14 protein-coding genes are annotated in these 14290 nt (G+C 69.8%); 13 read left to right on the top strand and 1 reads right to left on the bottom strand.

The annotated features are described in order from the left end of the window. Positions 1 to 262 precede the first annotated feature (262 nt). Together ABWI07_RS15555 and ABWI07_RS15550 are read left to right on the top strand one after the other, a co-directional pair. On the top strand, positions 263 to 1570 hold the full coding sequence (locus ABWI07_RS15555) for an RNA polymerase sigma factor (protein WP_149259794.1): 1308 nt from the start codon (positions 263 to 265) through the stop codon (positions 1568 to 1570). A gap of 237 nt (positions 1571 to 1807) precedes the next feature. Further along, on the top strand, positions 1808 to 3043 hold the full coding sequence (locus ABWI07_RS15550) for a C40 family peptidase (RefSeq protein WP_353818939.1): 1236 nt from the start codon (positions 1808 to 1810) through the stop codon (positions 3041 to 3043). Between the two features lie 170 nt (positions 3044 to 3213). Here the strand turns inward: ABWI07_RS15550 and ABWI07_RS15545 are convergent, their stop codons facing one another. Next, on the bottom strand, positions 3214 to 3705 hold the full coding sequence (locus tag ABWI07_RS15545) for an inorganic diphosphatase (protein WP_149259792.1): 492 nt from the start codon (positions 3703 to 3705) through the stop codon (positions 3214 to 3216). Between the two features lie 218 nt (positions 3706 to 3923). Between ABWI07_RS15545 and dacB the strand changes: the two genes are divergently transcribed. The 11 genes from dacB (at position 3924) to ABWI07_RS15490 (ending at position 14278) form a co-directional block, all read left to right on the top strand. Further along, on the top strand, positions 3924 to 5243 hold the full coding sequence (gene dacB, locus ABWI07_RS15540) for a D-alanyl-D-alanine carboxypeptidase/D-alanyl-D-alanine endopeptidase (protein WP_353818938.1): 1320 nt from the start codon (positions 3924 to 3926) through the stop codon (positions 5241 to 5243). A 144-nt stretch (positions 5244 to 5387) separates the two neighbouring features. Then, a complete protein-coding gene (locus ABWI07_RS15535) occupies positions 5388 to 6497 on the top strand; it encodes an Rv3626c family coenzyme F420 biosynthesis-associated protein (protein WP_149260153.1) in 1110 nt (369 codons plus the stop codon). Positions 6498 to 6576: 79 nt separating this feature from the next. After that, complete coding sequence (tilS, locus tag ABWI07_RS15530) at positions 6577 to 7575, top strand: tRNA lysidine(34) synthetase TilS (protein ID WP_149259790.1); 999 nt, start codon at positions 6577 to 6579, stop codon at positions 7573 to 7575. Between the two features lie 121 nt (positions 7576 to 7696). Next, positions 7697 to 8260: a hypoxanthine phosphoribosyltransferase gene (hpt, locus tag ABWI07_RS15525; RefSeq protein WP_149259789.1), complete on the top strand. Its 564-nt coding sequence runs from the start codon at positions 7697 to 7699 to the stop codon at positions 8258 to 8260. Between the two features lie 409 nt (positions 8261 to 8669). Continuing rightward, the gene (ftsH, locus tag ABWI07_RS15520; protein ID WP_149259788.1) at positions 8670 to 10673 is read left to right on the top strand and encodes an ATP-dependent zinc metalloprotease FtsH; all 2004 of its coding nucleotides are present in this window, start codon (positions 8670 to 8672) and stop codon (positions 10671 to 10673) included. Positions 10674 to 10705: 32 nt separating this feature from the next. Further along, on the top strand, positions 10706 to 11311 hold the full coding sequence (folE, locus tag ABWI07_RS15515; RefSeq protein WP_149260152.1) for a GTP cyclohydrolase I FolE: 606 nt from the start codon (positions 10706 to 10708) through the stop codon (positions 11309 to 11311). Positions 11312 to 11468: 157 nt separating this feature from the next. Beyond that, positions 11469 to 12392 (top strand): dihydropteroate synthase, encoded by a 924-nt coding sequence (gene folP / locus ABWI07_RS15510; protein WP_353818937.1) that lies wholly within the window; start codon positions 11469 to 11471, stop codon positions 12390 to 12392. After that, a complete protein-coding gene (locus ABWI07_RS15505) occupies positions 12389 to 12826 on the top strand; it encodes a nuclear transport factor 2 family protein (RefSeq protein WP_141580195.1) in 438 nt (145 codons plus the stop codon). The genes folP and ABWI07_RS15505 overlap by 4 nt, the downstream gene beginning before the upstream one ends. Continuing rightward, positions 12823 to 13188, top strand: a complete 366-nt coding sequence (gene folB / locus ABWI07_RS15500) for a dihydroneopterin aldolase (protein WP_149259785.1) — start codon at positions 12823 to 12825, stop codon at positions 13186 to 13188. The genes ABWI07_RS15505 and folB overlap by 4 nt, the downstream gene beginning before the upstream one ends. Continuing rightward, positions 13185 to 13772, top strand: coding sequence for a 2-amino-4-hydroxy-6-hydroxymethyldihydropteridine diphosphokinase (gene folK, locus ABWI07_RS15495; protein WP_149259784.1), 588 nt, complete (start codon positions 13185 to 13187; stop codon positions 13770 to 13772). Before folB ends, folK begins: the two co-directional genes overlap by 4 nt. Continuing rightward, the gene (locus ABWI07_RS15490; RefSeq protein ID WP_149259783.1) at positions 13769 to 14278 is read left to right on the top strand and encodes a DUF3180 domain-containing protein; all 510 of its coding nucleotides are present in this window, start codon (positions 13769 to 13771) and stop codon (positions 14276 to 14278) included. Before folK ends, ABWI07_RS15490 begins: the two co-directional genes overlap by 4 nt. Positions 14279 to 14290: the final 12 nt, after the last annotated feature.

Here is a 14290-nt window from a genome sequence, read left to right as displayed (position 1 = left end):
CGGGCATCTCATGTGATCAAACAAGGCTCGAAAGCCGAATTATTCTCATCACTCTCGGTGCCTTGATGATCACTTGTCGCCATGACATGCTGGTCACATGAACCATGCGAACCTTGCAGTATCTCGGGCGAAACTCTCAAACCACTCAAGTAGGACACTCTGCAAAAAGTCCAAATTAAAAGAGGATGGTGATGTCCGGTATCGGACTGTGATCTCTTGAATTTCCTGGTAGAGAGCGCCCGAAGCATTTACCTTTTTCGGTATGAGCGACCATGTCCTGGTCGAGGCGCTCCGGAAGCGGGACCCGGGTGCCGCGGCCGCGGTGTACGACGCCCACGCCGACGGGCTTTACGCGTACTGCTGGTTCCAGTTGCGGGACCGCGACGCGGCACAGGTCGCCTTACGCGACACCTTCATCGTGGCCGAGGCGTACATCGGCAAGCTGCGGGAACCCGAGCGGTTCAGGCCATGGCTCTACGCCATCGCCCGGCTGGAGTGCGCCCGGCGCATGCCTCGCCGGCATCAGGCGCCGGACGTACCGGTCGTCGGCCCGGATCAGGAGGACGCTGACCAGCGCATCGTTGCGTGGCAGGCGGTGCTGGCGCTGCCGCCCATCTCCCGCGAGATCCTGGAGCTTCACGTCCGGCACCGGTTGTCCGTCCCTGACCTCGCCGCCGTGTTCGGCATGTCGGTAACGGACGCCCAAGCCGCGCTCGACGAAGCGCAAGACGAACTCAAGGTGGCGTTGACCGCGGAGGTACTCGCGCACAAGGGGCCATGCGGTTGCGACGAGCGCGCGCTGCTTCTGCGTGAGCGGCAAGAGGACCCCGCCTACGACATCAGCGAGCGGTTGATGGAGCACGCGCAAGGCTGCCCCGTCTGTGGAGCCCTCCGTCCCCGTTCCGTGTCCGCAGCCAAGGTGTACGGGATGCTGCCGGTAGTGACTCCCGCGCCCGAGATGCGGCTCAGGGTGATGAGTTGCTTCCTGGATCCGGAACTCGTCGGCTACAGGCTCTTCGTGGCCACCCGTGTGACGGAGTTCAGGTCCGATGGATTTCCCCTCTATACCGCCTTTGGACGCCCCGGCCGGGCCTCTCGCCGAGGCAGGCGGCGGCGGTTCGGGCGCCCCCGCAGGGCGTCCAAGGAGGACCAGACGAAGGAGGGTGAGGCGGCAAAGGAGAAGGGGGCGGCCAGGGTCTACGCGCAGGCCGCTCGCGCCGCCGCCGTCCTCGTGGCTGTGGCGCTTCTATCTGCGGGTGGGGTCGCTTCCATGTACGGCGTAGGTGCCGGGCGGGAGGATGCGTACCGGAACGCGGGCCCGCATCCGACGGCCATACCCGGCATCTCCCAGCGGCCCGGGTCCGGGCGGCGGTCGGACGCGCATCCCGGTGATTCCGACCTCCCCCGACGCCACGCTCCTCCTAGGCGCGCTCCACGTCTGCCGTCGGCCGGTTCTGTACCGGACCGCCCGCCGTCCACGGTCCCGTCAAGCGCACCGCCCTCGGAGTCGGCGGCGCCCACGCCCTCAGGGGCCGCGTCGTCCGGGCCTGGCCCGACCCACGGCGCCTGAGACCGAGCGCCGCGACCGACCCCGAACAAGAGCACCGCGCCCAGGACGAGCGCCGCGCCCGAAAGAAGAGCACCGCGCCCGAGTGCGCGAGCGGCGTGTTCTACCCCCGTGTGGCGTGCCTACCTGCCATTTCCCGAATTCACTACGCTTCGTAGCCGATCATTTGCGCTAAGCAGCATCGCGGGCGGGGAGAAGGCGATCATGGCACCTGGCGCTCCAGAGATCTCTCGCCGTCGCGTGACCCCGTCTCCTGCCCGCAGCACGGCGCTGCGCGTGGTCGCCCTCACCTCCGGAGTGGCGATCGGCATGAGCTTGCTAGTCCCGTTCGCGTCGGCCCGCCCGTCCGATCCTCCCGGCCCCAGCGCGAAGGACGTCGAACAGAGCGAACGCGACGTCAGGGAGCGGGCCGCCGAGGTCGGCCGGACGAAGGCCATGCTCGCCCAGGCGGACGGCGAACTCGACAGGCTCGCCATAGCCGCGGAGGCCGCGGTGGAGCGCTACAACGGCGAACTGGTGAGCCTACGGCGCTCGCAGGAGGCGTACAGGGACGTCCAAGGGCGGCTTGCCGAGGCGAACCGGAGAACGGAGGAGGCCAGAGCCGAACTGGCGTCGTTCGCCGCGCAGGTCTACCGCGACAACACCGGCTACGACCCCATGTCCTCGGCCGTCGCGGGTGAGGGCGGGCCCCAGGGGTTCATGGACCGCGCCAGCATGGTCAAGATGCTCGCCGAACGGCGGACCGCCATGTTCCGCGAGGTCGAAGCGTCCAAGACGGTCGCGGGCCTGTTCCGCCGCCAGGCGGAGACGGCGCTGGACGAGCAGGAGGCAGCGACGAGGCGCGCCGACGAGGCCAAACGGCTCGCGCAGGACGCGGTGGTCACGCAACAGGAAGCGGTCCAACGCATCGAGGCTGACAAGCGCCGTCTGGAACACAGGCTGGGCAAGGCCCAGGCGAAGGCTGCGAAAGTCAAGCGCGCGCGGGAACGGGCCCTGGAGAGGGCGAAGGCGCGCAAAGCACGAGCGGATTTCCCCGTCCCCAGGTCTCCAGCGGGGTTGCTGTCGGAGACTCGCGGAGCCGTCGCGGTCCAGGCGGCGCTCAAGTGGCTCGGCACGCCCTACTCCTGGGGCGGGGGCGACGCGAACGGACCCACAAACGGCATCGCCCAGGGCGCAGGGATCGTCGGCTTCGACTGCTCGGGCCTCACCATGTACGCGTGGGGCCAGGCTGGTGTGCGGCTCGACCACTGGACGGGCACGCAGTGGACGTCCGGACCGCACATCCCCATCAGCGAACTGCGTCCAGGCGACCTCGTCTTCTTCGCGACCAGCCGGTCCGACCCCGCCTCCATCCACCACGTGGGCCTCTACCTCAGCGGCGGCCGCATGGTGGAAGCCCCCTACACCGGGGCACGGGTGCGCATCGCGAGCATCCACCGGTCCGACCTGATCGGTGCGACACGTCCCGCAGGCTGATGCCGACCCCGCTTCGCCGGAGCCTCCGCTCCAGCCCTGGAAAGCCGGAACCCTTCCGCAGGGTCTGCGGAAGGGTTCCTCACAAGGCGCGTCGCGTAAGCAGCGGGGAGCGGATCAGCGCCGTCCGCGACTCCGCACGGCCCGGCCGTGCCGCACGGGGCGGGGACGACTCAGTGGCCGCCCTGGTCGGAGGCGCGCTTGAAGGAACGCACGATCTCCTGCTCGGCCTCGACACGTCCCACCCAGCTGGCGCCCTCGACGGACTTGCCGGGCTCCAGGTCCTTGTAGACCTCGAAGAAGTGCTGGATCTCCAGCCGGTCGAACTCGGCGACGTGGTGGATGTCGCGCAGGTGCTCCATGCGGGGGTCGGTGGCGGGGACGCACAGGACCTTGTCGTCGCCGCCGGCCTCGTCGGTCATGCGGAACATGCCCACGGCGCGGCAGCGGATGAGGCAGCCGGGGAACGTCGGCTCCTGCAGCAGGACCAGGGCGTCCAGGGGGTCGCCGTCCTCGCCGAGCGTGTCCTCGACGAACCCGTAGTCGGCCGGGTACTGCGTGGAGGTGAAGAGCATGCGGTCGAGCCGGATGCGCCCGGTCTCGTGGTCCACCTCGTACTTGTTCCGCTGGCCCTTCGGGATCTCAATCGTGACGTCGAAATCCAAGATGTCCTCCGCTCCCTGCGCGCTCGCAGTGAATAGTCTTTCGGGAGCCTGTGGGCGAGGCCGGCACCACAGGTGAGTGTTCCCCTGTATAAGGATGTCGCACGTTGGTGAGTGGTGAGTGGGAGAGGGGCGGTCACGTGCCTGGACGGGGCCGAGCCCTCGCAGTACTGTCGCTGTCCCTCCTTAACGTTTTCGCCGTCGCCGCAGGTCTGGCAGTGGTGAAACTCACACCCGCGCGCCATCTGTCGCCGCAACCGCCGAGCGTGGCGGCGCGCGACCTGGTCCAGGTCCCGCGGTCCTCCGCCGTGGTCCTCGCCGCCGAGCCCGGGGCGGGCCGTGCGCCGAACCCGTCCGCCCTGGCGGGACGGCTCTCGGCGCTGATCGGCGGCCCGCAGGCCAAGATCAACGCGGTCGTCGTCGACGCGGAGACCCGGCGGCCGCTGTACGAGCTGCGGGCCGGCCAGCCCGCCACCCCGGCCTCGACGACGAAGCTGGCGACGTCGGTGGCGGCGCTGGCCTCGGTCGGTCCCGCGCACCGGATCACCACCCGGGTCGTGCGCGGCTCCGGCGGGGGGATCGTTCTGGTCGGAGGCGGGGATCCTACCCTGACGGCCCTTCCCCCGCGCCCTGGGGCCGGGCATCCGCCCTATGCGTCGCTCGCTGACCTGGCCCGCCAGACGGCCGCGGCTCTGAAGACGTCCGGTGCGAGCCAGGTGCGCGTGGATTACGACGCGTCCGCCTACCAGGGGCCCCGTACGGCCGCGGGCTGGAAGCCCAACTACCTGCCGGACGGTGAGGTCGCCCCTGTCAGCGCCTTGACGGTCGATGAGGGACGTGTCGCCCCGTCGGACCCGTCCAGGAAGACGCGGGTCTCGGACCCGCCCGCCACCGCGGCGAGAGAGTTCGCGCGTCTACTGTCCAAGAACGGCGTCAGCGCTAGGGCGGGCCGACTGACGGTCGCGCAGAACGGGGCCGCGCAACTCGGCGCCGTCCAGTCGCCGCCGTTGTCGGCGCTCGTGGAGCATCTGCTGACCGACAGCGACAACGACGTGGCCGAGGCGGTGGCCCGCCAGGTCGCCATCAAGGCGGGGCGCCCCGCGACGTTCGCCGACGCCGCGCAGGCGGTCCGCCAGGTTCTCGCCGGGCTGGGCGTGGCCGAGGGGGTCTCGGTCAACGACGGCAGCGGGCTGTCGCCCCTCAACCGCATCTCGCCGATCGCGCTGGCCCGCATCGTCTCGCTCGCCGCGGGCGACGACCATCCGCAGCTGCGCCCGGTCATCACCGGCCTGCCGATCGCGGGGTTCTCCGGGACGCTGAGCCCGCCCCGCTACACCGTCGCGGCAAGTCAGGCCGGTGCGGGGATGGTGCGCGCCAAGACCGGCACCCTTTCGGGGGTCAGCACGCTGGCCGGGCTCGCCCACGACGCGGACGGACGGCTGCTCGCCTTCGCGTTCATGGCCGGAGACGGCAAGGGGCCGGTCGACCCCGGCAAGCTCGACCAGCTCGCCGCCGCGGTCGCGTCCTGCGGGTGCGGCTGATTCGCGCGTTCCTGCGGCCGGGCCTTGGCTCGGGTGTGGGGGCGGCCGTATGGGAGATAACCAGAACGGTCGTTCGTTGAACGACCGTGCAGGGCGCTCCGGCGCCACGTTGTCAACGTACGGTGGAGTCACATGAGCGCCTCAATGATCGACTGGAACCTCGCGGTCCAGGCCGGCACCAGGCTCGTCAGGCCGGGGCCGCAGGTCACGCACGCCGAGGCCCGTGAGGTCGTGAAGGAGCTGCGGGGCCTTTCGAAGCTCGCGCACGGGCACGTGCGGGACTTCACCGGCATGGCCTCCGAGCTCGACCCCGACCCTGCGACGATCGTGGACAGGCCAGGCTGGATCCGTGCCAACGTGGACGGTTTCCGGGTCGTGCTCGAGCCGCTCATGGAGCAGATGTCCGAGCGGCGCAACGCCGGTCCGCTGGGCGGCGCCGGAAACGTCGTCGTCCAGGCCGTGGGATCCCGCGTCACGGGCATGCAGGTGGGCGCGATTCTGGCGTACATGGCCAGCCGCGTCCTTGGACAGTACGAGCTGTTCCTGCCGCCGGACCCGTCCGGGCGTGCGCCGACAGGGCGGCTGACCCTCGTGGCTCCCAACATCGTCCATGTGGAGCAGGAGCTCGGTGTGGAGTCGCGCGACTTCCGCCTGTGGGTCTGCTTGCACGAGGAGACGCACCGCGCCCAGTTCACCGGCGTCCCATGGCTGCGCGAGTACGTCCAGGACCAGATGACCAAGTTCCTTCTGGCGTCCGACCTCGACCCCGGCATGATGCTGGACCGCATCCGGGACGCGGCCGAGGCCGTCGCCGACGCCGTGCGCGGTGGCGACTCCAACCTCATCGACGCGATCCAGACCCCGGAGCAGCGGGAGATCCTCGACCGCCTCACCGCCGTGATGACGCTCGTCGAAGGGCACGGCGACTACGTCATGGACGCGGTCGGCCCTGAGGTGGTGCCGTCCGTCCAGCAGATCCGGTCGCGTTTCCAGGGGCGGCGCAGCGGCGGCTCCAAGCTCGACAAGACGATCCGGCGCCTGCTCGGCATCGACCTCAAGATGAAGCAGTACGCGGAGGGGTCGCGGTTCGTGCGGCGCGTCGTCACCGAGGTGGGCATGACCGGGTTCAACCGGGTGTGGGAGTCGCCGGAGTCGCTCCCGACCCACGACGAGATCAAGGAACCGACCCTGTGGATGAGCAGGGTCGTGGGCACGCGCGCCATTGACGCCCCGCCCACGGCCAACGAGGCCTGAACCAACGCGCCGTCCCGGCCGGGACCGCAGGCCGCCCCTGCCCCGGGCGGGCGGCGGCGTGTGATGGTAAACGTTTGCCATGGGCCCTGATCCGGCTGTGGCGGCGGTACGTCTTGCGGTGCGCCGGGTTCTCGCCGACCTCCCTGAGGGGGCGATGGTGCTAGCCGCGTGCAGCGGGGGCGCCGATTCGCTCGCTCTCGCTGGGGCGCTGGCCTTTGAGGCGCCCAGGGCGGGACGTCCGGCCGGAGGCATCACGATCGACCATGGCCTCCAGGACGGTTCGGACGAGCGTGCCGATGCGGTGGTCCGCACCATGGCGGACCTCGGCCTGGACCCATCAGGATCCGTCGCCGTCACCGTTGATGGGGGCGGCGGCCCCGAGAACGCCGCCCGCGACGCCCGATACGCCGCCCTGGACGATGCCGCCCATAGGTTGGGGGCCGCTGCCGTCCTGCTCGGTCACACCCAAGACGACCAGGCCGAAACCGTCCTGCTGGGGTTGGCGCGTGGTTCCGGAGCCCGGTCGCTGGCCGGGATGCCCGCCAGCTTCAGGCGCTCCCAGGGCGTCTTGTATCTGCGGCCCTTGCTGGACCTAAACCGCGCCACAACGCGCCGCGCCTGCAAGGCCATGGGGCTCGACCCCTGGGACGACCCTCACAACATCGACCCCGGTTACGCGCGCGTGCGCGTCCGGCACGAGGCCCTTCCCGCCCTGGAGAAGGCGCTCGGCCCCGGAGTGGCCGAAGCGCTGGCGAGGACGGCCAGGATGCTGCGCGACGACGCAGACGCCCTTGACGAGTTGGCCGCTCGCGCCTACTCCGACCTGGAGGCGTCGGAAGACGGCTACGGCGCGGCCGTCCGTCTGGAAGGGCTCGGAAACCTGCCCAGAGCCGTCCGCACGAGGGTCCTCCGGATGGCGGCGGTGAGGGCCGGCAGCCCACCGGGTACGCTCGCGGCGGTCCATGTCGATGCAGTGGATCGGCTGGTCACGGCCTGGCACGGCCAGCGGCACGTGGATCTGCCCGGGGGGCTGCGCGCCCTGCGGAGGTCTGGGAAGCTGCTGTTCGGCCCGGTTTGACGTCGCGGCGTGTGCGCATCACCACGTGCCGCGTCCGCAGCGCACCTGAACGGCGCGCGGCGGTGTCCGTCCGACGTCCGTCCCACCGGACGGGCGAGGTCTGAGCTATGAGGGTGGGGTTGTGGACGAGAAGGACCTGGGCAAAGACCTGGCGAAGGTACTGATCCCCGAGAACGACCTGCAGGCCAAGGTGAGGGAGCTCGCCGCGCAGATCGACGCCGACTACGAGGGCAGGGACCTGCTGCTCGTCGGGGTCCTCAAGGGCGCCGTCATGATCATGGCCGACCTGGCGCGGGCGCTGCACTCGCCCGCCTCCATGGACTGGATGGCCGTGTCGTCCTACGGCTCGGGGACGAAGTCGTCCGGCGTCGTCCGCATCCTCAAGGACCTCGACACCGACATCCTCGACCGGCACGTGTTGATCGTTGAGGACATCGTCGACTCGGGCCTGACGCTTTCCTGGCTGGTGAGCAACCTGCGCTCGCGCAACCCCGCCTCGCTGGAGATCTGCGCGCTGCTGCGCAAGCCGGAGGCCGTCAAGACCGACATCGACGTGAAGTACATCGGCTTCGACATCCCCAACGAGTTCGTCATCGGCTATGGGCTCGACTACGCGGAGCGGTACCGGAACCTCCCCTTCGTAGGCACCCTGGCCCCGCACGTGTACGGCGGCGAGGGAGCCTGAGCACCCTGGGGCTTGAGCCACCGACGGAGCCCGGGTGACCGGAGAGACCCGAGCGACTGGAGGGCCGATCGCCCCGGACAGGGCCACACTGGTCAGAGGCGTACCAACGCTCCCAGGGAACAAGGGACCGTGACGAATCGTTGCAAAGGTCGTTGACGGGTATAGGCAAGGGATGCGGGAGAACGGCGTCGGCTGCGTCTCCTGCGCCTGCGGTGTACCGTCGGTGTCCCGGACCCCGGGTTCGGGAAGTCGAATGAGGGAAGCCGCCACGGAGGGACCGGAGCCCCGGGCGACGGGCCTTCCCGTCGGTCGCATTGTTGGTCGCAGTGGCGTTCGTCCCCCGGGACGGGCGAGGATCACACACAGACGTTGGTCAGGAGGGACGGGCCCCTCAGGGGTAACCGGATAAATGGACGTGAAGCGCTACTTTCGCGGGCCGCTGCTGTGGATCCTGCTGTTCGGCCTCTTGGTCGCCCTTGTCATGTGGGGCGTCAACCCCGGCCGTTCGTTCGAGAAGGTCGACACCTCCAAGGTCGTCCAGGAGATCAACGCGGGCCAGGTGAAGTCCGCCAAGATCATTGACAAGGACCAGCGGATCGAGCTCACGCTCACCAACGGCAAGCAGCAGCAGAGCTCCTGGGTCGACGGCCAGGGCCTCCAGCTGCAGCAGCAGCTGCAGAAGCAGGCCGACGCCGGCAAGCTGTCCGGCGGTTACAACGTTGATGTCCCGAAGCAGAGCTTCTTCCTGAACCTGCTGTTCAGCCTGCTGCCCATCGTGGTGATCGTGCTGATCTTCCTGTTCATCATGAACCAGATGCAGGGCGGCGGCTCGCGCGTGATGAACTTCGGCAAGTCCAAGGCCAAGCTCATCACCAAGGACACCCCCAAGACCACCTTCGCCGACGTGGCCGGGGCCGACGAGGCCCTGGAGGAGCTGGAAGAGATCAAGGACTTCCTGCAGAACCCGGCGAAGTTCCAGTCCATCGGCGCCAAGATCCCCAAGGGCGTGCTGCTCTACGGCCCGCCCGGCACCGGCAAGACGCTGCTGGCGCGCGCCGTCGCCGGCGAGGCCGGCGTCCCCTTCTACTCGATCTCCGGCTCCGACTTCGTCGAGATGTTCGTCGGCGTGGGCGCGTCCCGGGTCCGCGACCTGTTCGAGCAGGCCAAGACCAACGCCCCCTCGATCATCTTCATCGACGAGATCGACGCCGTCGGCCGGCACCGCGGCGCGGGCCTCGGCGGCGGCCACGACGAGCGCGAGCAGACCCTCAACCAGCTGCTGGTCGAGATGGACGGCTTCGACGTCAAGGGCGGCGTGATCCTTATCGCCGCGACGAACCGCCCCGACATCCTCGACCCGGCGCTGCTGCGCCCCGGCCGCTTCGACCGCCAGGTCACCGTGGACCGTCCCGACCTGGAGGGCCGCAAGGGCATCCTCCGCGTGCACGGGCGCGGCAAGCCGTTCGCACAGGACGTCGACCTGGACGTGATCGCGCGCCGCACCCCCGGCTTCACCGGCGCCGACCTGGCCAACGTGATCAACGAGGCGGCGCTGCTCACCGCGCGCTTCGACCGCAAGCTGATCGACATGGACACCCTCGAGGAGTCCATCGACCGCGTCATGGCCGGGCCGGAGCGCAAGACCCGGGTGATGTCGGAGAAGGAAAAGAAGATCATCGCCTACCACGAGGGCGGGCACGCGCTGGTGGCGCACGCGCTGCCGAACTCCGACCCGGTGCACAAGGTGACGATCCTGCCGCGCGGGCGGGCCCTGGGCTACACCATGACCCTCCCCATGGAGGACAAGTTCCTCACGACCCGTTCGGAGATGACCGACCAGCTCGCCATGCTGCTGGGCGGGCGCACCGCCGAGGAACTGGTCTTCCACGAGCCCACCACGGGCGCGGCCAACGACATCGAGAAGGCCAGCTCCATCGCCCGCAACATGGTGACCGAGTACGGCATGAGCGAGCGCCTCGGCGCGCGCAAGTTCGGCACCGGGCAGGGCGAGGTCTTCCTCGGCCGCGACATGGGCCACGAGCGCGACTACTCCGAGGACATCGCCTCCGCGATCGACGACGAGGTCCGGCGCTACATCGAGGCCGCGCACGACACGGCGTGGGAGATCCTCGTCGAGTACCGCGACGTCCTGGACGAGCTGGTCGTCAACCTGATGGAGAAGGAGACGCTTTCCAAGAACCAGGTGCTGGAGATCTTCGCGCCGATCCAGAAGCGGCCGCACCAGAACTCCTACACCGGCTACGGCAAGCGCCTCCCGTCCGACCGTCCGCCGGTGCTCACGCCCAAGGAGCTCGCCCTGCTCGGCCCGCAGGACGTCACCGACCTGACCAAGAACAACGGCCAGGGCGGCGTCACCTCTGAGGCCGTCGACCCGGCCCCGGGCGAGAGCTGACGGCCTTGGCGATCCCGTACGACGAGGCGCCGATCGAGAACGACCCGCCGGGCGAGACCCTGCACGGCGGGCGTTTCGACCACGCGCGCATCGAGAAGGCCGTCCGCGAGATCCTGATCGGCATCGGGGAGGACCCCGACCGTGACGGGTTGCGCGACACCCCCGCCAGGGTGGCGCGCGCGTACGCCGAGCAGTTCGCGGGCCTGCGCCAGCAGCCCGAGGACGCGCTGACCACGGTGTTCGACGCCGACCATGAGGAAATGGTCCTGGTGAAGGACATCGAGGTGTACTCCGTGTGCGAGCACCACCTGGTGCCCTTCCACGGGGTCGCGCACGTGGGCTACACGCCCAACAAGAAGGGCCAGATCACCGGTCTGTCGAAGCTGGCCAGGCTGGTGGACGTGTACGCGCGCCGGCCGCAGGTGCAGGAGCGCCTCACCAGCCAGGTGGCCGACGCGATGATGACCGTGCTGGAGCCCCGCGGGGCCATCGTGGTGATCGAGGCCGAGCACCTGTGCATGACGATGCGCGGAGTGCGGAAGCCGGGCGCGAAGACGGTGACGTCGGCGGTGCGCGGCGACTTCCGCGACCACCCCGAGACGCGGTCCGAGGCGATGAGCCTGATTCTCGGCCGCTGACGCGACTTCGGGGCTCCCGGAGTCGCCTGAACGTCTGAACGGGCCTCAGCGTCGCGCTGAGGCCCGTTCTGCTGCTTCCGGAGAGGGTATGCCGGACGGATGAGGCGGTCGATGCGCCGCCCTGGCAGGTCGATTCCAAGGCATAGGGTGGGGTGACATGACCACTGCCGCCGTTCCGGGGCTGCCCGAGCCAGGGCGCTGCCTCGTCATGGGCGTGGTGAACGTGACCCCCGACTCCTTCTCGGACGGCGGCGCCTGGTTCGACCCTGAGAAGGCCATCCGCCATGGGCTCGACCTCGTGGCCGAGGGCGCCGACATCGTCGACGTGGGCGGCGAGTCCACGCGCCCCGGCGCGCAGCGTGTGACGGAGGAAGAGGAACTGCGCCGCGTCGTCCCCGTCATAGAGGCGCTCGTGGCCGAGAACGTTCCGGTGAGCGTCGACACCATGCGCGCCGAGGTCGCCGAGGCCGCCGTCAACGCGGGCGCCCGGCTGGTGAACGACGTGAGCGGCGGCCTGGCCGACCCTGACATGCCGCGGGTGGTGGCCGCCGCGGGCGTCCCCTACGTGGTCATGCACTGGCGCGGCCACAGTCACGACATGCAGACCCGCGCCGTCTACACGGACGTGGTGCGCGAGGTTCGCGACGAGCTGTCGCACAGGGTCGACGCCGTGCTGGGGGAGGGCGTCGATCCCTCGATGATCGTGCTCGACCCGGGGCTGGGCTTCGCCAAGAACCCGGAGACGGGGCACAACTGGTCGCTGCTCGCCCATCTCGACGCGTTCACGAGCCTCGGCTACCCCGTCCTCGTGGGAGCGTCCCGCAAAGGATTCCTGACAAGGCTCCTAGCGGAGCCGGACGGGACGCGCCGCCCCTTCGGCGAATGCGACGACGCGACCGTGGCCATCACGTCTCTCGTGGCGGCCGCCGGGGCGTGGTGCGTAAGGGTCCACAGGGTCCGGCCCAACGCGGACGCCGTACGAGTGGCGGCCGCGATGCGCGCGGCGCGTCCGGTCAGTTACAGCTACGACGGCGCCAGCTACGACAGCGCCAGCTACGACAATGGGAGTCCCCGCCTATGAGCCGTGCCGTGAACCGCGCCGACGTGGACGAGGTCCATGCCGAGTTCTACGCCGCGTTCGAGGCCGGCGACTTCGACCGCATGTCGGCGGTCTGGGCGGACGGCCCCTACGCGGACGGCGTCTCCTGCGTGCACCCCGGTTGGACGATGCTGCGCGGACGAGAGGCGGTGCTGCGCTCGTGGGCGCTCATCATGGCCAACACGTCCTACATCCAGTTCGTGCTGACCGACGTGGAGACGGACGTCTACGGCGACCACGCCGTGGTGACGTGCAAGGAGAACATCCTGACCGCCGACGAGGACACCGAAGCCGGATTCCTCGCGGGTGGAAGCATCGTGGCGACGAACGTGTTCGTACGGGCGGGCGGTGAGTGGCGGCTTCTGCTTCACCACGGTTCACCCGTCCTCAACGTCGTGGATGCAGAGGAAGAATGACTCTCGACCGCATCGAGTTGCGCGGCCTTAGGGCGCGGGGAAGGCACGGATGCCTGCCCGCCGAGCGCGAACTGGGCCAGGAGTTCGTCGTGGACGCCGTCCTCGGCCTGGACACGCGCCCCGCCGCGGAGGGCGACGACCTCTCGCGTACCGTCGACTACGGCACGCTCGCCGGCAAGCTGGTCGCCGCCGTCGAGGGTGAGCCCCTCAACCTGCTCGAAACGCTGGCCGACCGGTTGGCGAAGATATGTCTGGAAGATCGGACGGTGTCCGAGGTCGAGATCACCGTCCACAAGCCGAGCGCCCCGATCCCGCACCCCTTCACGGACGTCGCCGTGAAGATCAGGAGGAGTCGCCCATGACAGCGTCCGACCGCATGCCCGACCGCACCGCCACCGGCGGGCACATGCTGGTCCAGCACCGTGTCGTGTTCTCGATCGGCAGCAACCTCGGCGACCGGATGGACAACATCCAGGAAGCTGTCGACGCGCTGTTCGACGCACCCGGCCTGCACTTCGTGGCGTTCTCCCCGGTCTACGAGACCGCCCCCTACGCGCCGCCCGGGGAGAGCATCCCCGAGCAGGGCGACTTCCTCAACATCGTGCTCATCGCCGACACCCGCCTGCCACCGGAGAACCTCCTGGAGCGGGTCCTGAACATCGAGAACTCGATGCGGCGCGAGCGCGAGGTCCGCTGGGGCCCCCGCACCCTCGACATCGACATCGTGACGTTCGGCGACATCACGTCCGACGATCCCGATCTGACGCTCCCGCACCCCCGCGCGCACGAGCGCGCCTTCGTCCTCGTCCCGTGGTCCGACATCGAGCCGGACGTGCTGCTCCCCGGACACGGCCGCGTCGGCGACCTGGCCGAGGCCAAGCAGGCGGAGGGCGGCCCCTCGGCCTGCCGGCGGCGCGACGACCTGGCCCTCCAGCAGCCTGCATGAAGCCCTCCCGCCCACTGTTCCTCGTCGCCGTCGTGGTCGTCATAGCGGTGATCACCTGGGCGGTGCTGCGCTCCGCCTACCTGTCGCTGCCGCCGCTGCCGTGGACCGCGGTGCCGACGCTGCTGCTGCTCGCCTTGGGCGAGGCCTTCACGGGCCTGAACGTGCTGCGCCGCATCCGCCGCAAGCCCACCGACCGGCGTACGGTGGACGCCGCGCGCAAGCCGGCGCCCAAGCCGCTGGATCCGATGGCGGTGGCGCGCCTGGCGGCCCTGGGGAAGGCCAGCGCGCATTCGGCGGCGGTCATCGCGGGCGTGTTCGCCGGGTTCGCCATCAGCCTCGTCGGCGCGCTCGAGAAGTCGACCCCCCGGCACGACTTCTTCGTGAGCGGCGCCACGTTCCTCGCGGCGGTCGTGCTGGTGGCGGCGGCGTTCTTCCTGGAGTACGCGTGCCGGGTGCCCAAGGGCCCGGACGACGAGCACCAGGGCCACGGCGCGTCCCGCGCCTGAGCGACCGCCGCC

The sequence above is a fragment of the Actinomadura sp. NPDC000600 genome (assembly GCF_040492135.1).
In the GTDB taxonomy this organism is placed as follows: Bacteria; Actinomycetota; Actinomycetes; order Streptosporangiales; family Streptosporangiaceae; genus Spirillospora.
The sequence above is the reverse complement of the archived record's forward strand: the minus strand, read 5'-3'. Positions and strand labels throughout refer to the sequence as shown.

Coding starts and splice junctions, on each gene's coding strand:
- ABWI07_RS15505 (WP_141580195.1), top strand. CDS start 12,389: ATGAGCCGTGCCGTGAACCGCGCCGACGTGGACGAGGTCCATGCCGAG.
- folP (WP_353818937.1), top strand. CDS start 11,469: ATGACCACTGCCGCCGTTCCGGGGCTGCCCGAGCCAGGGCGCTGCCTC.
- tilS (WP_149259790.1), top strand. CDS start 6,577: ATGGGCCCTGATCCGGCTGTGGCGGCGGTACGTCTTGCGGTGCGCCGG.
- folK (WP_149259784.1), top strand. CDS start 13,185: ATGACAGCGTCCGACCGCATGCCCGACCGCACCGCCACCGGCGGGCAC.
- ABWI07_RS15535 (WP_149260153.1), top strand. CDS start 5,388: ATGATCGACTGGAACCTCGCGGTCCAGGCCGGCACCAGGCTCGTCAGG.
- folB (WP_149259785.1), top strand. CDS start 12,823: ATGACTCTCGACCGCATCGAGTTGCGCGGCCTTAGGGCGCGGGGAAGG.
- ftsH (WP_149259788.1), top strand. CDS start 8,670: ATGGACGTGAAGCGCTACTTTCGCGGGCCGCTGCTGTGGATCCTGCTG.
- ABWI07_RS15490 (WP_149259783.1), top strand. CDS start 13,769: ATGAAGCCCTCCCGCCCACTGTTCCTCGTCGCCGTCGTGGTCGTCATA.
- ABWI07_RS15555 (WP_149259794.1), top strand. CDS start 263: ATGAGCGACCATGTCCTGGTCGAGGCGCTCCGGAAGCGGGACCCGGGT.